Origin of the sequence: Paenibacillus sp. FSL P4-0176, from assembly GCF_037975265.1 — a bacterium.
Classification (GTDB): domain Bacteria; phylum Bacillota; class Bacilli; order Paenibacillales; family Paenibacillaceae; genus Paenibacillus; species Paenibacillus amylolyticus.
In genome coordinates this window covers 5758023-5780305 of record NZ_CP150242.1, presented here as the reverse complement: position 1 = coordinate 5780305, position 22283 = coordinate 5758023, and the positions used below count along the sequence as shown (strand labels likewise).

Sequence of the window (22283 nt, the reverse complement as noted above, 5' to 3'; positions counted from 1 at the left end):
AAGAAGTTGCAAGCCTTGTGTGGTATGGGTTAACATTCAAACTAACGAATCACATATGAACCTTAAACGGAGGGATCTACTCATGCAAGAAGTGAAGCTTGTTGTATCTTACGATGATTATGAGGACGGCATTCGTATGGAAAAGTTAATTAAGGAACTGGCAGCTAAACCGGAGGCTAGCTCATTGGAAAGTCTGGTCATCGGAGATTGGGGACAGGCTTATGAAAATTCGCCTGATGAGTTCATAGGTACGCTCGTCGAGTCTGCTCCAAGCTTTCCGTCATTGAAGAAACTGTTCATCGGAGATATGGGATTCGAAGAATGTGAAGTATCGTGGATTATCCAGACAAATCTCACACCACTGTTAGGTGCTTTTCCAGAATTAAAATCATTCTCTGTAATGGGCAGTAGCGGCCTCAGTCTGGAACCACTCCAGCATGCCAAGCTTGAAGAATTAATTATTATTTGTGGTGGTCTCCCGAGAGAAGTGTTATCTTCAATCACCCATGCCAAGTTGCCTGAATTGCGTAAACTGGAACTGTACCTGGGTGTGGATAATTATGGTTTCAATGGATCACTTGAAGATGTACTCCCTTTGTTAGAAAAAGGATTATTTCCAAGGCTGGTTTACTTGGGTCTGAAAGACAGTGAAATTCAGGATGAGATTGCCAAAGCAGCAGCTGAAGCACCTATTCTGGATCAACTTGAAGTACTGGATCTATCGCAAGGAACGTTGTCCGATGAAGGGGCTGAGGCGTTGCTTGCCAGTGACAAGATCAAGAAACTGAAACATCTTGATCTAAGTTACCATTACATGACCAATGAAATGATCAGTCGCTGGAACCAATCGGGTATATCTGTAGATGTTAGCGACCAGCAACAGAGTGATGAGGATGACTGGCGCTATCCATCGTTAACGGAATAGTTGATGTCAGGTGTAAAGGAAATGAATGAAAGCCTGCATCAACCAATAGATGTACCTGATCTAACGCAAGATCAGCCCTTTTTATTGATCGGAAACCCTGATAACCGACGAACACAAGGGCTGCAAGAGGCTAGGCATAGATTGGGTCTGAAACCTGCGGTTGTACTGCCATATGCTCAATTGCTCCAGAATTGGAGACATGGACGAACTATCGCTGATACAGTAGATTTCAATCTGCCTGTACCCCTGATTCGGATTGATGCTCCTGGTGAGGAGTGGGAAGTGGAGCGTGAACTACTGTTCCTTGGGGATATGGACGATTCGTCAACATTAACGGCTGGGATGGGTACAGAAGCATTTTCCGCAGAACAGGCACTTGCGCTGGAACAGGAGTGGGGAAGAATCTACGCTCCCGCCCAGTGGTTTCGTGGCTGGAAAGCATGCTTGGATCGAATCAGCCGTGAGTCTCGGGAGATATGGTCTGAAGTTCGATTCATGAATGATCCCGCCGATATCCAATTGATGTTTGACAAGAGAACTTGTCAGCAACATCTATCTTCACATGGAGTTGATGTACCTCCGGCGCTGCAATTTTCGCGGCCAATCCGTAATTATATGGACCTGCGTAGCTCAATGAAGTCTGCCGAGATGCATCGTGTGTTTGTGAAGCTTGCGTGCGGCTCCGGGGCTTCAGGAGTTGTTGCCTATCAAGTCAATCCTCGAACGGGTGATGAAATCGCTGTAACAACGATGGGGATGGAACAGAGACAGGGCAAGACGATTTTCTTCAATGAAGGACGTCTACGCAAGTATACCCGCAGTGAAGAGATTGCTACGCTGATGAACTGGTTATGTGCAGAAGGTGCACAGATTGAACGATGGATGCCAAAAGCCACGCTTGATCAGCGGGCCTATGATATTCGCCAACTGGTTGCAGGTGGACAGGCAGGTCACGCGATTATGCGGCTGAGCCGTACCCCGATTACCAATCTGCATCTGCGCAATGAGCGTATGCTGCCTGCTGAAGCAGGCCTGGATGAACAGCGGATGTCGCTGGTACGGTTGGCAGCGCAAGCAGCCATGTCTGCATTTCCCAACTCGTGGTCAGCCGGGATTGATGTGATGCTTACTAGTGGTTCGAATCCGCGTGCCTATGTGCTGGATGTGAATCCATTTGGAGATCTGTTATACAGGGTCGAGCATCATGGCCTCGGAACCTATGAGTGGGAAATGGAACTTTTACGAAAGGAGCCTATTCAACATGCCTGATATGAACACCATTGTGGGCTCCCATGATCTGTTAATGATTACGCTGGATACGTTACGCTATGACGTAGCCAAGCTGGAAGAGGAGAATTGTCCTAATCTGTGTGGTTCGGGTCCGTGGGAGAAGCGTCATACCCCAGGCAGTTTTACATATGCGGCACACCATGCTTTTTTTGGTGGTTTTATGCCGACTCCTGCCAATACAGATAAGGCATCTCATGTAAGGCTATTTCATTCCCGAAATACTGGGCTCAAAACACATCCGCACACCTGGCTGTTTGATACACCGGATATCGTATCCGGGTTCGCAGCTGAAGGTTACCGTACCATCTGTATTGGCGGCGTCATCTTTTTTACGAAAAAAAACCCGCTTGCAAAAGTATTGCCCGGCTATTTCCAACACAGCTACTGGCGAATGAACTTTGGGGTAACCAACCCCAAATCGACAGAGCATCAGGTACAGCATGCATTAAAGCTACTTGAACAGACAGCGCCGGATGAAAAGATATTTATGTTTTTGAACGTGTCTGCCATTCATGGACCCAATCGTTACTTCGTAGAAGGAGCGAAGGAGGACTCGGTGGAGACTCAACGTGCTGCACTTCGATATGTAGATGAGGCTCTTGGACCATTGTTCGAGGCGATGCGAAAACGCGCCCGGCCTACGTATTGCCTAGCTTTTTCCGATCATGGTACAGCTTACGGTGAAGACGGGTATCAAGGACACCGGCTTGCGCATGATGTCGTCTGGACGGTGCCTTACCGTGAATTTTTAGTATAGAATGTATTGATCTTATGAGGACAACAACCGGAGACAGGAGGAAACCGATGGAGAAACATATACAACATACAACAACAGGCCATTCCACACAGTCCGGATCCGATAAAGCTACAAGTCTCAGTGAAGTACTGGCATTCCCTTATCGTTCTTACTTATACTCGTACCCACACAAGACCGCCTATCGGGAGCTTGACCCACCACTGCCGTTAGGGCCACTGTGGGAACGAGAGAATACCGATACGTATTTTTTATATATGCATATTCCCTTTTGTGCTGCTCGTTGCGGATTCTGTAATCTGTTTACACTGCCGGATCGACGGGAAGATACGCATGAACGCTATGTAGATGCGCTGGAACGTCAGGCGAAGCAGTGGGCACCTATTACATCTCGAAGACCGTATTCGCGGTTTGCGATTGGTGGGGGAACGCCTACATTATTAAATGAGGTTCAGTTGAATCGTCTGTTTGATATTGCTGAACATGTGATGGGGCTGGACCCTGCGCAAGCATCGATTTCGGTGGAAACGTCGCCGGATACCGTTACGGAAGCCAAGCTGGCCATCATGAAGGAACGAAGTGTGGATCGTATTAGTATGGGCATCCAGAGTTTTATTGAAGCTGAAGCATCTGCCATCTATCGTCCACAAAAACCGCAGGAGGTCGAACGAGCGCTTGAGAAGCTTACTCGGTATGATTTCCCATTGTTAAATCTGGATCTGATCTATGGTCTGCCGGGTCAAACGGTGGAATCGTGGATCTATTCATTGGAAAGAGTTCTGACCTACGAACCAGGCGAAATTTTTATCTATCCCCTGTATACACGGGAAAATACAATCGTGAAGCCTGATGATATTCGCCGTCAGGGACCGGACATACGGATGGAACTGTATAAAGCTGCACGTGAGACTTTGAAAAGTAAAGGTTATGTTCAATATTCGATGCGCAGATTTGCCAAAGAACAGTCGTCCTCCAAAGTGCTTCTGCCTTATAGCTGTCAGGAGGAGGGCATGGTTGGTCTGGGGTGTGGCGCACGCTCTTATACGAGTGAAGTACATTATGCTTCCAAGTATGGCGTGAGTTACAAGGCCACACAGAGCATCATTGCCGATTATGTGGCAACCGAGCGCTACGATGTGGCGGATTATGGCATCGTGTTAAGCCGTGAGGAACAGAGACGTCGCTTTATTCTGAAAGCCTTGCTGCATCGGGAGGGATTGACGTTGTCTGACTACCAACAACGCTTTGGTACCGATGTGATGTCCGACTATGTCTGGTTGGCTGAACTGTTGACAGAGGGCATGGCGGAGTTGGAGAGTGATGAGGACAAGCAGGTGCTGCGTCTGACAGAAGAAGGACTGGGTTACTCCGATGCGATTGGAGATTGGCTTATATCTGCCGAAATTCGTGAACAGATGGAAGGGTTTGTTTTCTCATGAGAGCGACTTTGTATTATCGGGGGAAGTTGTCTTCCTGTAATTACGACTGTCCATACTGCCCTTTTAGCAAAACCGTGGATTCCAAAGAGACGTTGGAAGTGGATGAACAACAATTGCGTCAATTTGTGAATTGGGTCAGGGAGCAAGAGAGTGCTGGGCATCAATTTTCGATTTTCTTCAATCCCTATGGTGAAGCTTTGGTGCGTCGGTGGTATCGGGAAGCGATGGTTGAGCTGTCACATATGCCACATGTGGATAAGGTTGCAATTCAAACCAACCTGTCCGTCAAACTGGATTGGGCGAGGGAGTTGGATGCGAATAAAGCGGCCTTTTGGGCGACGTATCATCCTCGTGAGACAAAAGAGGCTTCTTTTGTTAAACAATGTCTGACCTTGCGTCAGATGGGACTTGCTTTTAGTGTCGGTACTGTCGGACTCCGTAGTGCTTTCCCCGCAATTGAGTCCATGAGACAGGCTTTGCCGGATGATGTGTATATGTGGGTTAATGCCTTCAAAGATCGGCCCAAGTATTACACGCCGGAAGAGATTCAGTTTTTACGTGGGCTTGATCCGCTTTTTGAAGGTAATCTGCAGGATTATGAGAGCTTGGGCAAACGATGTGCTGCCGGTTCGGAAGTATTTTATATACAGGGGTCCGGGCATGTGAAGAGATGTTACAAGGATCGACGAATCATTGGACATCTATATCGCGATGGTTTGCAGGCTTTGTCTGAGGATCGGCCCTGTCGCATGAAAAAATGTGGCTGTTACATCGGTTATATCCATATGGAGGATTCCCCGTTCAGGGAAACGTTTGGCAGCGGGCTGCTTGAACGTAATCCGGTATTGATTCGTTGACCGGCATTTCATGTTTAGCTATTCCACTGGGGAGCTGGAATAGGTTTATCCGTTTCTAAACCACATATCAGCGTAACTTCAAACGCATCTTTTAGTATAGGCAGGATCAGACCTTTGGTTTGGACTTGCCTTCTGGAAGGTGTTTTTTTGTTTTACCGGACTAGAGTTAGTGTTTGTGTTCTTTATTAAAAGGGCCTTGACAATTTTGAAAAATAATATTTTTAAGTTTATGATTCAAATTTTATATTTTATGGGTTAGTATGAATAGGAAAAAAGACCCTGTTACGAATAGTATTTGTACATATAATCGCGAATTATATTTTTAATTGGGTCTAAAGTCTCAATTTAATTGAAAGGAGGGTGGAGGTAGGAAGCATCATGCACGTTATCTGAACTTTCGGGGGAGTACACATGAAAAAAATCTCAATTAGCCGTAAATTACTTATGGGTTTCTCATCTGTGCTGTTATTATTGGTGGCTATAACGGTTATAACATATACGCAGTTTATAGCCGTTGAGAAAACGTATACAGAATTAATTAATGATAGAACAAGCAAACTATTACTCATTAAAAATATGTCGATTGATCTTAAATCACAGCAGATTGCTTTGAGAAATTATATTCTGGAAGACAGTGCGGAGAACGAACAGGCATTTAATAAAGCTTATGAAGATTACATAGCATTAAATGAAGAATTAAAATCATCAGTTTCAAGTTCAAAGATGAAAGATTACCTTTCACGATCGGATGAAGCGATGAGCCAATATTATGAACTTGCGCAGCAGATTATGACATTGACAAGACAGGGGAATAACAGTGAAATCTCAAGATTACTGAAGGATACAGCCCCAAGTCTGATCTCTGAATTTGAAGGCATTGTGGAAGGAATGGAAACGCATCAACAAGATGCCATGAACTCAGGCGTTGTGGAGGCTAATCTTCAGATTGTGCAGGTCCTTAGGTGGATTGCAATTATTGGAGTGACTTCTCTTCTAATCGGGGCACTTGTGGCGAATGTCATTGGCAGAATGATATCCTTGCCTGTTGCTGCTATTGCCCAATCCGCGAGCCGGATTGCAGACGGAGATCTGACTGGTGAGCCTATTGTGGTCCGTAACAAGGATGAGATTGGTGATCTCGCCCAAGCCTTTAACATCATGTCTGCCAATTTGCGTACACTCATTCATCAGGTAGGAGACAGTGCAGAACGGGTAGCTGCCTCTTCAGAGGAGTTGACGGCAAGCACCGAACAGACAGTAACCGCCACAGAGCAAGTGGCCATCACAATGGGTGAGATTGCAACAGGTATGGATACACAGGTTCGAATGGCGAGTGATGGATTCCAGACGATGAATGAGTTAACGACAGGCTTTCAACAAGTTACGGAGAACACACTCCATATGTCTGAAGAAGCTACCAAAGTCTCCGTAAAAACAATATCGGGTAGCGAGTCAGTTCAGTCTGCGATAGGTCAAATGAATTCTATACAAGGGACGGTGTCGAATCTGTCGGTCGTGATCCAGGAACTGAGCAGACACTCTCAGGATATTGTGAAAATGGTGGACAGCATCTCGGAAATATCAGCACAGACGAATCTCCTATCCCTTAATGCTGCTATTGAGGCTGCACGAGCTGGCGAACAGGGAAGAGGGTTTCAGGTTGTTGCTACAGAGGTTCGGAAGCTGTCTGAGCAGTCTGCGCTTTCTGCTAATCAAATTGTTCCATTGGTGGCATCGATTGAGAAGGGAATGCGAAATGCTGCTGAATCTATGGTGGTTGTATCCGCAGAGGTTCAAGAGGGGATTACACTTGTTCACCAGGCGGGAGCCACATTTGATGAAATTCGTGAGGCGGTTGGGGGCGTAGCGGGGCAAACACAGGAAGTCTCTGCTTCAATTGAGCAAATGTCAACAGGGGTAGAACAGATTAATAGGTCTATGAAAACAATCATGGAAGTGACCGAAACGGGGGCCGCCGGAACAGAAGAAGTGAGTGCATCTTCTGAGGAGCAGTTGTCTGCGATGCAGGAGATTGCTTCCGCAGCCAATGATCTCTCCTTGATGGCAGAACAGTTGCAACAGACCGTCAGTCGTTTCAAAGTGCAATAAATTGAACTGAGTGGAATGTGGATGAAGAACGAGCGCATCCGTACAGAGATTCTTATAAAAAAGTAATAAAAGGGTGTCCAAACACAGTAGTTACTGTTTGGGCACCCTTAAATAATTCATCATGTTGAATCAATGCATAACATGATCTTAACGAATAGCGACTTTATATGTCCGCAACCAGGTATTGATCTGAGTCAGATATGCAAATAACTGTGGCCCAGACATTAACTGTCCGAACCAGGGAAGATTGGAAGCTGCATCTGGTGAAGACGCAAGATTGCGGATCTGAGTTTTGTCGATCAAAGGCAAAATCGGCGAAGTGGGATCATCCAGGATATCAAGTACCTGCTGTTTGACCGCGGCCAGATATTGCGGATTATGTGTTTTCGGATACGGACTCTTTTTGCGATATAACACATCGTCAGGCAGGACACCTTCGAGTGCTTTACGCAGAATACCTTTTTCCCGTCCGCCCGTTATTTTCATTTCCCAAGGGATGTTAAACACATACTGGATCAGACGATGGTCACAGTAAGGTACCCGCACTTCCAGTCCTGCCCCCATGCTCATCCGGTCTTTGCGATCCAGAAGTGTAGGCATGAAACGTGTAATATTCAGGTAGGACATCACCCGCATTTGTGCAGCTTTACCTGTTTCCCCATCCAACAGAGGCACTTCAGCCACTGCATCCGAATAGCGGTCTGCCAAATAATCGAGTGGCCGAATCCATTCCCGAATATCCGGGGATAACAACGCTGCTCGCATATCAGGTGCTACAGACCACGGAAACGTACCGGAGTTCAGCATATCTTCTCGATGGAACCAGGGGTAACCGCCAAACACTTCATCCGCTGCTTCGCCTGAAATGGCAACGGTGGCCCCTTTTTTGATTTCTTTACAGAACAAATAGAGCGAGGAGTCTACATCTGCCATACCTGGCAGATCCCTGACTAACATGGCCTGTGTCAGTGCATGAATCAGTTCTCCGTTCTCAATTTCAATCCAGTGATGGTCGGTCTTGAGTTCATCCACCATTCGCTTAATCCAGGGTCCATCTGCACCCGGCTGAAAGGAATGCGCCTGGAAATGCTTGGCGTTATCCACATAATCGACAGAATACGTACTGATTTGGCCTTGCCCGGTTCGCTTGTAATAATCAACGGCTAATGCAGACAAGGCGCTGGAGTCCAGTCCTCCTGATAAAAGAGAGCATACTGGAACATCCGAAGCCAACTGGCGCTCCAGTGTATCTTGCAAGAGAGAGCGTACCTCTGCTGCCGTCTCTTCCAGGTTATGTTCGTGGTTCTGGCTTTCCAGTTTCCAGTAGGCATAGGTTCGGATACCGTTTCGGTTATAGATCAGCGCGTGCGCAGGCTTGAGTTCGCTTAGTGAAGAGTATACGCCGTGTCCTGGTGTCCGTGCAGGCCCTACGATAAACACTTCGGCCAATCCTTCCGGGCCAACAGCGGCTTCCACATCAGGGTGAATAAGCAGAGCTTTGGGCTCTGAACCAAATACGAGAGTGTCTTTGTTATTACTGTAGAACAGAGGTTTCACGCCAAGGCGATCTCTTGCGATAAAAACCTGTTCGCGTCCCCCATCCCATATGGCAAAAGCAAAAATACCGTTAAACCGGTCAACACATGCCGGTCCCCACTCAATATAAGAGGCGAGCAACACTTCCGTATCACATTGCGTGCGGAACTGATGCCCCCGCTGGAGCAATTCCTTTTTCAACTCGGGTGCATTGTATAGTTCTCCGTTATACACGACGGTATAGGAGGTATCTCCCTGTAACGCATGCATGGGCTGTGCGCCGTTCTCGGGGTCCATTACACTAAGACGCCGATGTCCAAAGGCACAAGGATTGGAGATCCATGTACCTGAAGCGTCGGGCCCCCGGTTCGACAAGCTATCCGTCATACGGACCAGCAGCTCTGATTCCTGGGTCAAATCCCGATTCCACTGTATGAAGCCGGTAATACCGCACATGGTTTGTTCATCCTTTCTTGGTCGAGTCATTCATCCGTATGGCTGCTTAGTTACTGGCAACCAGCAAATGTTGTCTTTTCGTCAGAGGTCGTAACAAATATATGCCGAAAGCAGGCATAAAATGTCTGTCCTCTTCGGAAACTAGTTCTAGGGACAACGGCCTCAACATGCCTGTGAAGGAGAGAACATGCAATGGACAGTATGAAGTATTATGTGTCTGTCATGGGCCGCTCCGTTATTCCGGATCCGTCGGTAACATCATATGAATGGATCATTCAGGCAACGCCGCAGGAAGCGGAGCAATTATTGGGACTGCTGAGCCTCATGCAGGAAAAGGAGGAAGAGGCCTTTCCTGGCATGGTATTCCCATGGCCAGATACACCGGAGGAGTCCGTAAACCGAGCTTATGAAACGGTATTACAACAGGTGTATCGAGAGATTTACCGATTGGGCACACCAGAGACACGATACCAGATTGAACAAAGTACATGATAAGCACAAAGGAAAAGGAGCGCGATGACGAATGTATGCCATTCAAGATGCCAAAATACGCAGATTAACCGAGGTGGATGGATTGTCTTGTGCAGAGGTTGAAGTGCAGCCTGGAAATGCCGGAGATCCATCGTTACTTGTATACGTGGCTTCAACACAGCCCGGAAATTCGCTGGAAGTTGTTCGGATTGTACGCAATCACTCCGATTCGGCGATCGACTGGTATAACAATAATATGCATACTGCGTTTGAAGAGGCGACAGATACCGCATTTGAGAACAGCGAAGGTATGACAGTAGAAGAAGATAAAGCTCGGTTTCAAAGTGAGTTGTTTTCCTTTGGTTTGCTTGGTCCAACACTTCAGCGTTATCTGATCGGGCAGGCTTAACAGGTAACGCTCCAGCAACACATGTGGCGATAGTGGGATAGAGTTCGATGTTGAGCTATATGTAGATGTGACCTGTTGCTGTTGCTGGTTGCTCTGACTGTATCTGTAACTGGAAAAACCCGCCGTTGTTGAACGGCGGGTTTTGTTATGCGATGGTCAGATCAGGTGGAGATGTGATCAAGCATACTCGCGCAGCACTTGAATCCCTTTAACCACATTGTACACAAAGCTTAATCCGTAAATCACAAAGAATAGAATGACAAACCCAACGGCGGAACCCAGACTATGCGCAGTCACGAAGAAATAAAATAACGGAATGGCAGCGAGAAAGGGGAATACATGTGAGAATAAGGCGCGTTTTGCATGTCCCTCAATGTAATCATCCTTGGCAACAATCCATATAATGATCGGAAACAGGAACGGGGCAAAGAAAATACTGAAATAGGATAGGGCTGATAAAAGCTGTCTCATGACGATTCTCTCCTTCAATGGATCATTGAAATGTATGTATGCAAAAGATTACCCAGCAATTCTGACATTGAAAATGTCTGATGTTAATCTTACTCTAAATGTCCCAATCTCCTCAATATAACCTGGTTCAAGCTATCATATTCTCAAAGGGGCTGAAGTATGAGAATAACACCGAAAAGTACATTTATCGCCTTTGATTACGAATGATGCCTAGTGGCATCATCAACATCGAATATGGAATTCAGCCGAAATAAGCGGATGCTTACGAAGGTTGTTTCCTTTGGAAACAATGTAGTTGCTCACGTAGTTTGCCTACGCTCCGCTACTCCATTTCTAGCTTCATTCCATCTTCTCGGTACTGAAAACCGGACTTTTTGAACCCGCATTTAAGTATAATTATTAATTTTTTTATAAAACTATTGAAAAATATAGAAATCAGAGTATAATAAGAACCGCGCCGAAAATTTATTATACATATTTGTCTCAGTAGCTCAGCTGGATAGAGCAACGCCCTTCTAAGGCGTCGGTCGGGGGTTCGAATCCCTCCTGGGACGTAAAGAACAAGAAGCTTCCTTCGGGAAGCTTCTTGTTTTTCGTTCAGGGGAAGAGAACCCCAATGGTTCGTCGAAGCATCCGCTTCGTTAGCGCTTTTATTGGTTATACCTATAAACAATATAGAATTTATATATTTAAAGAATAAACAATTCTATGCCACAATGAGGATATCAATAACGAAAGCGACGGTGGTATCCATGAAATCATTAAATCAATGGCAAGCAGATGAGTATGACGACAAACTGGCTTTTGTGTCCGGATACGGCAAAAATCTGATCTCTTGGCTTCAACCCCAAAAAGGGGAATACATTCTTGATCTGGGTTGCGGGACGGGGGATTTGACGCATGAAATTTCTCTGGCCGAAGCTGAAGTTATTGGCATGGATGCATCGACGGACATGATTCGCCGTGCGAGGAAGAAATTCCCTGAACTTGAGTTCGTGGAAGGAGACGGTCATCAGTTTGAGACGAATAGACTGTATGATGCCGTCTTCTCCAATGCAGCCCTGCACTGGATGCGAAGCCCGCGATTAGTGGTGGATAGTATATGGAAATCTTTGAAGCCCGGAGGGCGTTTTGTCGCAGAATTCGGTGGTAAAGGGAACGTGCAGACCATTGTGAATGCATTAGAGCAGGTTATGGAGCGAAACACGGGCATTCGTGCATCGGAACGCAACCCTTGGTACTTTCCTTCGATCGGAGAATATAGCCATATTTTAGAGCAACGTGGATTTGTGGTGCGACAGGCCTATCACTACGACCGTCCTACGAGACTAGCAGATGGTGAGCAGGGTATAGTAGGCTGGTTGGCTCATTTTGGAGGGGACTATTTTGAGAGTCTCAGTCATGAAGAGATACAACAAATATGCCATGAAACCAGTCAGATCGTGATGTCTCACCTTTGGAAAGATGATGCGATGTATGCCGATTACAAGCGCCTGCGTATTGAAGCCGTGAAGCCAGAATAAAGTAAAATTTCGCGATATGTAGCAGTTTTATCGATGTTAAACAAATTCCGGTATTCTTTGTATACTAACCACGCTTCCCCTATACACCAAGAGCCTCTTTCGGATAAAGAGGCTCTTGGTCTTTTTTTTGATGCATTATTTTAAAAATGAAATATTCAAACGACAAATAATTACAAATGGATATTTTTATCATACTCAAGACCCATATAAGTAATTTCTATATCATATTTGTAAGTATTTAGAAGGAAAATGTGGTATTTTGATAGAATAATTTACCAAGGGTCAATCTTCTTGCAGATAGGCGGTGAAATTGGAGGCGTATTGCAGTACGCACAAACACAGCAGGAACCCATCATTTGGTGACGTATTCACATTTAAAAGGAGGGGCAAAGCCTTGAGTAAACGATTGATATCCACGTTATTAAGTGTTCTGATGGTCTTTTCCATTATTCTCCCCGCGGCTGGAGCCGCTCCCGCAGATTCAGTTATTCAGCTTGACAACTTACCCAGTACAGCCGAAGCCAAACAATGGAGAGAGATTCTTGCAGGACGGGAAGCAAAACTTGCCGCAGATCCATTTTTGGATAAAAGCTTGGAAGGTCTGGGTGGAGAGAACACCCGAGTGATCGTTGAGCTTTCCAATAAACCTGTTGCAGTAGCGCAAGGTGAATCAACCCTCTCCGGAAAATCTTTTACCTCCTCTATGGAAACAAAGGCTGTGACTCAAGTTGAGCAACAACAACAGTCATTTGTACATAGCCTCACTCAGAAGAAAATCAAACATGAAGTATTGGAAGAATATGCATATGCCCTGAATGGTGTAGCGATTGAGCTTAAAGGAAACCAGGTGGGACAATTGCTTCAAATACCTGGCGTGGTCAGCGTATATCCAGACCTTGAAGTTACAATAGCGCCCGAGACAGATGAAGTGAACCCGTACATGAAAGACACAGCTCCTTTTATTGGTGCACCTGAAGTATGGGATCTGGGTTACAAAGGAAATGGCATTAAAGTCGGCGTCATTGATACTGGGATTGACTATGAACATCCTAATTTGCAGGAAGCTTACAAAGGCGGATGGGACTTTGTTGGAAACGACAATGATCCGTATGAAACAACATATCAAGAATGGAAAGGATCGGGCGAGCCTGAGCTTAACGAGCTTGGAAGCCCCTATTACACATCTCACGGTACGCACGTAGCGGGTACCGTTGCTGCTCGCGAGGCGGGGGACTACGGTATTGTTGGTGTTGCTCCTGAAGCAGATATCTATGCTTACCGTGTACTTGGACCGTATGGTAGTGGTCAAACCTCATGGGTACTCGGCGGAATTGATCGTTCTGTTCAAGATGGCATGGACGTAATCAATCTCTCGTTGGGTAACGCCGCCAACGACCCAAGTTATATTACTTCAGTTGCCCTGAACAATGCGATGTTGTCTGGTGTGACAGCGGTTGTAGCAAGTGGTAACAGTGGACCTAACCGTTATACACTCGGTTCTCCGGGTGCGTCTGCAATGGCCATTACGGTAGGTAACTCTACAGGACCGAGCCAGGTGATTACAGCCGATACTCACTTCTGGATTGGTGAGGAAGGCGAAGAGGCACAACCTGAACAACAACCGGTGCCAGAGGTTGAACAATCTCCTGAACTGGGTACAGCACCTGGAACAGAAGCACCAGAAGTTTCAGAGCAAGGTGTACCTGCAACTGCTGATGAGGAAAGTGCAGCGGCTGTGGAGGACACAGTTTCTAACGAAGCTGAAGTTCCGAATGTAGAAGAGGTTACAACAGAAGAAAATACTCCATCTGTATCACCTTCTGCACCCGTTGAAGCTTCTCCTGAAGCTGCCCCTGTGGAAGAAGAGTCTGTAATTGCTCCGACTGAAGCTCCACTGGCTATTACAGAGTCGGTTTACCGTCTGGATCTGATGGGATGGAGCCTGTCGGCAGACCCTGAAACTGTTTTGACAGGGAAATATGAGCTTGAATATGCAGCACTGGGTAAGCCAACTGATTTTGAAGGTAAGGATTTTACAGGTAAAGTGGCCTTAATACAGCGTGGTGAAATCGCATTTGTAGAGAAAATCGCCAATGCTAAAGCAGCCGGAGCCTTGGCTGTTATTGTATATAACAACATTCCTGGCCCAATTGGTGTAAGTCTGGGCGATAACTTTGAACTCATTCCAACACTGAGCATGTCCAAGGAAGATGGAGATGTGATCAAGGCTGAGCTGGACGCAGGGCAAGCCGTTGAAGTGAGCTTTAGTGATTTTGAACGTTCCCAAACTCCGGGCGATGAAATGAGTTCATCCAGTTCACGTGGACCTGCAAAGGTAACACTGGATATCAAACCGGATATTGTTGCACCAGGTACAAGCATTTTGTCTACGATTCCTGCCTACGGCAAGGATGAGCCAGACGCAGATTACACACAAGCTTATGATCGTAAATCAGGTACAAGTATGGCTACACCTCATGTAGCAGGTTTGATTGCGCTTCTGATCGAGAAGCATCCGGAATGGACACCATTTGATATCAAAGTTGCACTGATGAACAATAGTAAGGTGCTGGATCCAACCAAGTTTGATGTATTTGATCAAGGTGCTGGCCGTATTCAGGCTGTAAATACCATTGATCCTGTGGCTTTTGTCAAAGTGCTTGATGTAACTCAATACACAGAAAGTGGCTCTGTTGTTGAAAAGGAGAATATCACCGGAAGTATCAACTACGGTAATTTCCTGAGCACAGATGAAAAGACGATTACCAAAACGATTAAAGTTGAAGCGCTGAATGGTAGTGGTGGGGATTACACCGTAAATGTGAATCCAACTCGTAATGTCGCTGGTGTATCCGTTGCCGTAGACAAGAATTCCTTTACATTGAATGGTGAGGAAGAACTTGCAGTAACAATCACCGTTCCGCGTGGGGTTACTACGACTACAGAAGCACAAGGATACATCGAGTTCTCGAATGGAACCAATACTTTTACTGTGCCATATGTTGCTCATTTCAACGTTACGTTGAGTGGAGTTAAGTATATCGAAACCGTAAAAGGCACTGAGAAAAATCCATTCCACTATCCATTGAAGGCTGATGGTACGTTGGATACGCTGAATGTTGCGATGGAATTCTATAATCCGATGACATTTGCCCTGATTGAGATCTATGATGGTCTTAATCCGGAAGGTGGATATTATCAAGATGGTTATATCGGCTCCATCTTTGGTAACTATTTTAACTTCAATGCCAATGCAAGATACAACCTTGCTTGGGACGGCTCATATGCAGACTACACAACCGATGAAGTGACTGAGATTCCGGATGGTTTATATACGGTAGACATCACTACGATTGGTACGGACGGCAAAACCTATAAGGAAGACACTTCGCCATTTTTGGTGAAAAAGACAGCTCCCGCTGTAACTGCACCAGAAGCGTTGGAGTTCAAAGAGGATGAGTCTGCTGTCCTTAACGGTAGCGTGGAAGACTTGTACTTCCGTGTAGCTCCTGCGCTTGCCAGCGGATGGGACATCACGTTTGATCCGGCCGCTTCTCTGGAAGCAACGTATGTTGTGAAAAAAGAGGATGGATCGGTTTATAAAGAAGGAGTCTTTGAAGTACAAGCTGATGGTACCTTCAGCCTTCCTTTGGAGGGAATTGAAGCAGGCGAGTATACTGTTGAACTTACCGTAAAAGACCAACAGGGGCTTTCGGGCACAGCCAATACGGCACTGAAATTGGAAGCCGTGGAGACCGAACCTGAAACTCCGGCAACCAAGGCCCCAGGTACGCCTGTATTGTCTCACAATAACTGGGTAGGCAACGGCCTGCCAGAGGGCGCGTATATCGTTACAATGAACCTGTGGTGGGGCGAGAACGCAACTAGCTACAAGTTATATGAGGACGGGGTTTTGGTTGATACACAAAAGTTGACTTACAACGCGCCTTGGGCGCAGTTTGCTCAGACGAAGATCACGGGCAAAGCCAACGGCACGTATACGTACGTGGCTGAGCTGACTAACGACAAGGGAACAACGCGTAGTCAGACGTTGACTGTTCGGGTTACCAACGCAACCCCAGGCAAAGCGGTTCTTTCTCACGATAACTGGGATGGCGATGGAAAATATAAGGTGACCATGAACCTGTGGTGGGGGACCAACGCTACAGAGTATCGTCTCTATGAAAATGATAAGTTGATCGATACGCAAGAACTCCGTTCGGCTACACCTTATGCGCAAAGTGCTGTGACTACACTGTCCGGGAAAGCATCGGGCACGTATACGTATCGGGCAGAGTTAATTAACGCAGGCGGTGTTACCAGCACAGACACGATTAAGGTAAAAGTGAAGTAAGTTCATTCCTCATTGAAATTGATTAAAATGGATTCAATTAATGAAGGAATTGTTCTATGCATAAACGGCCTCCATCCTGATTTGCAGGATGGAGGCCGTTTTGTTTTTTTATAAATGAATTGTATGGCTAACCGATCATTCTATTTTTACTGGCCTGAATCCCTGCGATTAATAAAGCGATGGCCAGAATGACCTGTATTAGCAACGGCAGGGTCCATCCTTTTGTCCAGTCATGAAGCATACCGAACAGTAAAGGTCCAACTGCCGCTAGCATATATCCGAAGGACTGGGCCATACCGGACAGGCTGGCAGCTTGTCTGGCATCTTTTGTGCGAAGGACGAAGAACATCGTTACCATGCCAAATGAAGCTCCAGCGCCTATCCCTGCCAACGTGACACCAATGGTAACGAGCGAAGCAATGCCACTTAACAATAAAGCATACCCGACAATTAAAGAAGAGCACGTTATCGCGGTTAGAACACGCTGATCTCGCGTTCGGCCGGCGAGGATTGGAACGATAAAGGTAGCTGGTACACTAACCATCTGCATCAGGGAGAGCATCCACCCTGCTGAGGTGGGGCTGAATCCTTGCTCAGCGAGAATTTCGGGAAGCCAGGTAATCGTTGTATAGAATATTAGAGATTGCAGACCCATAAATAAAGTAATGAACCAGGCCAGGGAAGAGGTCCGTAGACGTACAGGTGTCCCTTCACTCTGTGTGGCTATGAATAACATTCGCTGACGTCCTGCGGCGATCTGGGGGAGCCACAAGAGAAGCGCCAATATGGACAACAAGGCCCACATGCCTAACGAAGCACGCCAACCCATAGATGTGGCTCCTGCTACGGGCACACTCACACCTGAGGCGATGGCGCCAAATATGTTCATGGATACAGAGTATAATCCGGTGACGATACCTACCCGTAATGGAAAATCACGTTTGATCAAACTTGGCAAAAGCACGTTGCTTAATGCAATGCCGCACCCCAAAATTGCGGTTCCTGCATATAAGGAGAGAACGGAAGGCAACAAGCGTAATGCCACCCCAATGGTTACGATCATAACAGCCAATAGCAGAGCAGATTCGAGTCCTAGACGTTTGGCAAGACGTGGTGCAAAAGGAGAGACTGCTGCAAAGGCGAGCAAAGGAAGTGAGGTCAGAAGCCCGACCATCGTATGGTCGATACCTGTATCTGAGCGGATCATCTCCACTACAGGTCCGGTTGCTGTAATCGGTGATCTCATGGTAGCGGCGATGACGATAATGCCTGCTAATAACAGGCCGAATCTTTTGGATGTCGAAGAATGTTCTTCCTCGGTATGGATAGATGAGTGTTGCTGTATTGAAGATGACATTGATAAAATCTCCTGTTTCCTAAGAAGTTAATATGTATGGATTGTTACATTACCCACTGGGTAAGCATAACATTCTATGTCAATATTGAGCAATGAAATGAAAAAACACCCAATGGACTTTGGGTGTCTTGACTAGCCTGTGAACTTTAACGAATCCACGAGGTCTTATAATGGGTAAAACCGCTATTTTCAGATTCTAACGAACCTCAGCGACGTTAATCAGGCTACGAAGTGCGAATAAGTGAGTTAATACCCCAGAATGGTGAAATAAGTTCTCTAAGATTCGTTAGAATTCCACAATGCTGAATTGGGAGCAAATAAAGTGTCCTGTGTTCGTTAGAACATCGATACTTCAACGTGTTGCTTATAGAATGAGCAAATACGGATGCTCCAATGCAACGACATAGAGCATGTAACGAAGCGAATGCTCCGACGAACCATTGGTTTCTCATCCCCAGAACGCAAAAAAAGCTTCCCGAAGGAAGCTTCTTTTTAATACGTCCCAGGAGGGGTACTCTCCTTGCAGTCGAGACTGCGAAGTGGTGCTAACGAAGCGAATGCTCCGACGAACTGTTGGGGTTCTCATCCCCAGAACGCAAAAAAAACTTCCCGAAGGAAGCTTCTTTTTAATACGTCCCAGGAGGGATTCGAACCCCCGACCGACGCCTTAGAAGGGCGTTGCTCTATCCAGCTGAGCTACTGAGACATGAATTTTTTCAAGCAAAATTGATTTTATCATATGCATACAGGAATATCAAGCATTTTATTTTAAACTATTTTTCGTATATGATATTTGGCGGCAGTAACGTTTTTTTCATTATATTTAAGGTTATGTTAGAATATCAGGAGAACTCAGAAAATAGATCAACAATCGTTTTAATATATACATCTATTTATGTTGATTCCGACTGGAGATTCAGGATATAGAGGAGGTGCTCCCATTAAGGAATCCACGACCCCGGAAACCGAGCATAACAACAATATTGTGCTGTTTCCTAAGACGCTGGACTATTACCAGATTCAATTGACAGTTATGCTTGAAAATGAACGGTATGGTGAAGCGATGAAATTGCTTCACTTTTTGTTGCAATGTCAGGGACAGGAAGAGCGCCATTATGATGAATGGCGGGCTCTGCTCGAATGGCTTCAGGCTGCGTTTCCTCAATATGAAGAAACCTCGCCTGCCGTTCTTGAAGAACGAGAAGAGGAAGAAGAGATTAGTGAGGAAGACATGGCACGGCAGCATGCCCGAATGAAGCTTGAACAGGATGATGGTTATGCAGATAAGATGCTTCGCACAGTAATGGAGGAGCCGCTGTCTGAACAGACGATGCTGGCTTTGGAGCAACTGGCCTATCTTGATCTACCGAAGATTGACGAGGCACTTACGAGTTGGTTAAAAGATAAGTCGCTTCACCCACTGCTTCAATTTCGGGTGTTGCAAACCTTGCGTCGACGAGGTGTTCAAGGTATGATCCTGTTTACGAGAGGCGAAGAGCAGGTTGAAGTCGAGATCGACACCGTGCCTCTTAGACCAGAGGAATTCCCGCTCCAAATCGTTCAGATTCTGGAACGAGTGGCAGATCAGACGGAGGTTCATGAACCTACGCTCTTTTATTTTGCCCAAGAACTGTGGATACAATATGTCATGGCGGTGTATGGAACCCGTGATTATGTATCGATGCTGGAAGAAAATGATTCCATGACAGATATATGGGCAGCAGCTCTACATATGACCGTTGCAGACAGTCTGGGTGGTTCGCATGATGAGGAAAATACCCGCTCAATGTATGCTGTGACAGGCGCGATGCGCTTTCGACTGGAACAGGCTTATCGTTCTATGAAACAGTTTGTATCTGCCGGTTTGGATGGTTAATCGAGGCCGGAAACGTTTTCCTTAAACTGTATCAAGGGATTCCCCTTGAAAAAGAATCTAATCTTGTTTATACTAAAATGGTTATTTTGTACGTGATTGCCTACGTGAACATGTGAATTTTGGAGGGGAAAGTATACAATGAAAGCAACTTGGGAAAAGATAGAGAAGAACCTTGGGGTTCTTGAGGTTGAAGTGGATGCAGATCGTGTAACTGCAGCACTCGACAAAGCTTTTAATAAAGTGGTTAAACAAGCAAACGTACCTGGATTCCGTAAAGGTAAAGTACCACGTTCCATCTTCGAAGCACGTTTTGGTGTAGAGAGCCTTTATCAAGAAGCAATCGACATTTTGCTTCCTGAAGCTTATACAGAAGCAATCGACCAGACGGATATCTTCCCGGTTGATCGTCCTGACGTAGATGTTGAACAATTTGCTAAAGGACAAACATTCAAGTTCAAAGCAAAAGTAACTGTGAAACCTGAAGTTACTCTTGGTGAGTACAAAGGAATCGAAGTTGCTGTAGCAAAAGGCGAAGTAACTGACGCAGAAGTGACTGAAGAACTTGAGCGTCTTCAACAACGTCACGCTGAACTCGTTGTAATTGACGAAGGTTCAGCTGCTAACGGCGACGTTGCAGTAATCGACTTCGACGGTTCCGTTGATGGTGTACCTTTCGAAGGTGGACAAGCTGAGCGTTATTCCCTGGAACTGGGTTCCAACACATTCATTCCTGGATTTGAAGAACAAGTTGTGGGTCTGTCCACAGGTGACTTCAAAGACGTAGAAGTGACTTTCCCAGAGAGCTACCATGCAGCAGAACTTGCTGGCAAACAAGCGGTATTCAAAGTGAAAATTCACGAAATCAAACGCAAACAACTTCCTGCATTGGATGATGAGTTTGCTAAAGATGTTAGCGAATTCGACACACTTGAAGAGTACAAAGCTGACCTGAAAACACAATTGGAATCCCGCAAAGCTGACGAAGCCAAAGCTGCACAAGAAAATGCAGTTGTAGAAAAAGTGGCTGAAAACGCTGAAGTGGACATTCCTGCTGCAATGGTTGAGAGCGAAGTACAAAACATGATGCGTGATTTCGACAACCGTCTGCGTAACCAAGGTATGAACCTTGAAATGTTCCTGAGCTTCTCTGGCCAGACTCAAGCTGACCTGAGAGGGCAAATGCAAGAAGATGCTTCCAAACGTGTTCGCAACAACCTGGTGCTTGAAGCTGTAGGTAAAGCGGAAAACATTGAAGTATCTGATGAAGAAGTGAATCAAGAACTCGAGAAAATGGCTGAATCTTACAAGCGTCCTGCTGATGAGATCCGTGGCATCCTCGAAGGTAATGGTTCCTTGGACAGCCTTCGCGATGAAGTTAAACTGCGTAAAACGATTGACGTTCTCCTTGAGAACAGCACAGTTGTTGAACCGGTTGAAGCTCCAGCTGAAGAAGTTGTTGCAGAAGCTGACGAAAAATAAGACAAGCTGTTATCAACTTGTCAGTTGAATAAACGATAAGGCACGTGAATTATTGCGTGCCTTATTTTTAAATTATGACATCCATTTTATAGAAAATGAAGTAATTATATGGATGAACACTAATTTTATTGATCCGCGTACACTTTTTACATACCTATGTACTTCATGCAAATAAAAAACGGCAAGACGGCATAGGATGGCTTCAATTTGCACATACATAGAAAACATGGTTAAATATGATCAGGCTAAAAAAGTAAACAAATTGATGTCTCACCCCTCTTGTGAAAAATGACATTGTCACAGGAAAGTGTTAGAATGAATTTGGGTTTGCTTTACAGGTGGCCTATGTCTAATTACATGTAGAAAAGAGGTTGGTCTCATGAGTCTGGTGCCAATGGTTATAGAACAAACCAATCGAGGCGAGCGGTCTTACGATATATATTCACGTTTGCTGAAAGATCGCATTATCTTTCTAACCAGTGCGATTGATGACGATGTAGCCAATCTTGTCATAGCACAGCTTTTGTTTTTGGCAGCCGACGATCCTGAGAAGGATATCAGCTTGTACATTAACTCACCTGGTGGTTCTGTCACCGCAGGGATGGGTATATACGATACGATGCAATTTATCAAGCCGGATGTATCTACCATTTGCGTAGGGATGGCAGCAAGCATGGGCTCGTTATTGCTGACAGCCGGTGCACCTGGCAAGAGATATGCGCTGACAAATAGCGAAGTAATGATTCATCAGCCGCTTGGCGGCATTCAAGGACAGGCTGCGGATATTAAGATACATGCAGAATGGATTATTAAAACACGTCAGAAACTGAATCAAATATACGTCGATCGTACGGGTCAGCCTCTTGAGAAAATTGAGCGGGATACCGACCGTGACTTCTTCATGAGCGCTGAAGAAGCTAAGACGTACGGCATTATTGACCAGGTGCTCAGTAGACCGATCAATTCCTAAAGGGGTG

At 45.7% G+C, this 22283-nt stretch carries 16 protein-coding genes and 2 tRNA genes; 14 read left to right on the top strand and 4 right to left on the bottom strand.

Annotation, left to right across the window (positions count from 1 at the left end; genetic code table 11):
* Window positions 1-82: 82 nt before the first annotated feature.
* The 6 genes from MKY95_RS26730 to MKY95_RS26705 all read left to right on the top strand — a co-directional run bounded on the left by MKY95_RS26730 (window position 83) and on the right by MKY95_RS26705 (window position 7374).
* Window positions 83-925: an STM4015 family protein gene (locus MKY95_RS26730; protein WP_339195205.1), complete on the top strand. Its 843-nt coding sequence runs from the start codon at window positions 83-85 to the stop codon at window positions 923-925.
* Between the two features lie 3 nt (window positions 926-928).
* Entirely contained in the window at window positions 929-2194 is a 1266-nt protein-coding gene (locus tag MKY95_RS26725; RefSeq protein ID WP_339195203.1) for an STM4014 family protein, read from the top strand.
* On the top strand, window positions 2187-2972 hold the full coding sequence (locus MKY95_RS26720; protein WP_339195200.1) for an STM4013/SEN3800 family hydrolase: 786 nt from the start codon (window positions 2187-2189) through the stop codon (window positions 2970-2972). Before MKY95_RS26725 ends, MKY95_RS26720 begins: the two co-directional genes overlap by 8 nt.
* Window positions 2973-3019: 47 nt before the next feature.
* On the top strand, window positions 3020-4408 hold the full coding sequence (locus tag MKY95_RS26715; RefSeq protein WP_339195197.1) for an STM4012 family radical SAM protein: 1389 nt from the start codon (window positions 3020-3022) through the stop codon (window positions 4406-4408).
* Window positions 4405-5265, top strand: coding sequence for an STM4011 family radical SAM protein (locus MKY95_RS26710; protein ID WP_076319732.1), 861 nt, complete (start codon window positions 4405-4407; stop codon window positions 5263-5265). Before MKY95_RS26715 ends, MKY95_RS26710 begins: the two co-directional genes overlap by 4 nt.
* Before the next feature lie 411 nt (window positions 5266-5676).
* Window positions 5677-7374, top strand: a complete 1698-nt coding sequence (locus MKY95_RS26705) for a methyl-accepting chemotaxis protein (RefSeq protein ID WP_076319731.1) — start codon at window positions 5677-5679, stop codon at window positions 7372-7374.
* Between the two features lie 147 nt (window positions 7375-7521).
* Here MKY95_RS26705 and asnB read toward each other — a convergent pair whose 3' ends face one another.
* Window positions 7522-9366: an asparagine synthase (glutamine-hydrolyzing) gene (gene asnB / locus MKY95_RS26700; protein WP_036673522.1), complete on the bottom strand. Its 1845-nt coding sequence runs from the start codon at window positions 9364-9366 to the stop codon at window positions 7522-7524.
* Between the two features lie 192 nt (window positions 9367-9558).
* Between asnB and MKY95_RS26695 the strand changes: the two genes are divergently transcribed.
* Window positions 9559-9858, top strand: a complete 300-nt coding sequence (locus tag MKY95_RS26695) for a hypothetical protein (RefSeq protein ID WP_017692581.1) — start codon at window positions 9559-9561, stop codon at window positions 9856-9858.
* Window positions 9859-9889: 31 nt separating this feature from the next.
* A complete protein-coding gene (locus tag MKY95_RS26690; RefSeq protein ID WP_036605881.1) occupies window positions 9890-10246 on the top strand; it encodes a hypothetical protein in 357 nt (118 codons plus the stop codon).
* A 177-nt stretch (window positions 10247-10423) separates the two neighbouring features.
* Here MKY95_RS26690 and MKY95_RS26685 read toward each other — a convergent pair whose 3' ends face one another.
* A complete protein-coding gene (locus MKY95_RS26685) occupies window positions 10424-10717 on the bottom strand; it encodes a DUF4870 domain-containing protein (RefSeq protein WP_017692583.1) in 294 nt (97 codons plus the stop codon).
* Window positions 10718-11197: 480 nt separating this feature from the next.
* Between MKY95_RS26685 and MKY95_RS26680 the strand changes: the two genes are divergently transcribed.
* The 3 genes from MKY95_RS26680 to MKY95_RS26670 all read left to right on the top strand — a co-directional run bounded on the left by MKY95_RS26680 (window position 11198) and on the right by MKY95_RS26670 (window position 16594).
* Window positions 11198-11271 (top strand) — tRNA-Arg (locus tag MKY95_RS26680).
* 198 nt (window positions 11272-11469) lie between these two features.
* Window positions 11470-12240: a class I SAM-dependent methyltransferase gene (locus MKY95_RS26675; protein ID WP_076320309.1), complete on the top strand. Its 771-nt coding sequence runs from the start codon at window positions 11470-11472 to the stop codon at window positions 12238-12240.
* Window positions 12241-12634: 394 nt separating this feature from the next.
* Window positions 12635-16594, top strand: coding sequence for a S8 family serine peptidase (locus tag MKY95_RS26670; protein WP_339195192.1), 3960 nt, complete (start codon window positions 12635-12637; stop codon window positions 16592-16594).
* A gap of 127 nt (window positions 16595-16721) precedes the next feature.
* Here MKY95_RS26670 and MKY95_RS26665 read toward each other — a convergent pair whose 3' ends face one another.
* Entirely contained in the window at window positions 16722-17951 is a 1230-nt protein-coding gene (locus MKY95_RS26665) for an MFS transporter (protein ID WP_076320307.1), read from the bottom strand.
* A gap of 632 nt (window positions 17952-18583) precedes the next feature.
* Window positions 18584-18657, bottom strand: a tRNA-Arg gene (locus tag MKY95_RS26660).
* Window positions 18658-18984: 327 nt separating this feature from the next.
* Here MKY95_RS26660 and MKY95_RS26655 point away from each other — a divergent pair.
* From MKY95_RS26655 to clpP, 3 genes are all read left to right on the top strand, one after another.
* The gene (locus tag MKY95_RS26655; protein WP_036605959.1) at window positions 18985-19827 is read left to right on the top strand and encodes a hypothetical protein; all 843 of its coding nucleotides are present in this window, start codon (window positions 18985-18987) and stop codon (window positions 19825-19827) included.
* 138 nt (window positions 19828-19965) lie between these two features.
* Window positions 19966-21306 (top strand): trigger factor, encoded by a 1341-nt coding sequence (tig, locus tag MKY95_RS26650; protein ID WP_036605885.1) that lies wholly within the window; start codon window positions 19966-19968, stop codon window positions 21304-21306.
* Window positions 21307-21685: 379 nt separating this feature from the next.
* Window positions 21686-22276, top strand: a complete 591-nt coding sequence (gene clpP / locus MKY95_RS26645; protein WP_036605886.1) for an ATP-dependent Clp endopeptidase proteolytic subunit ClpP — start codon at window positions 21686-21688, stop codon at window positions 22274-22276.
* Window positions 22277-22283 lie beyond the last annotated feature (7 nt).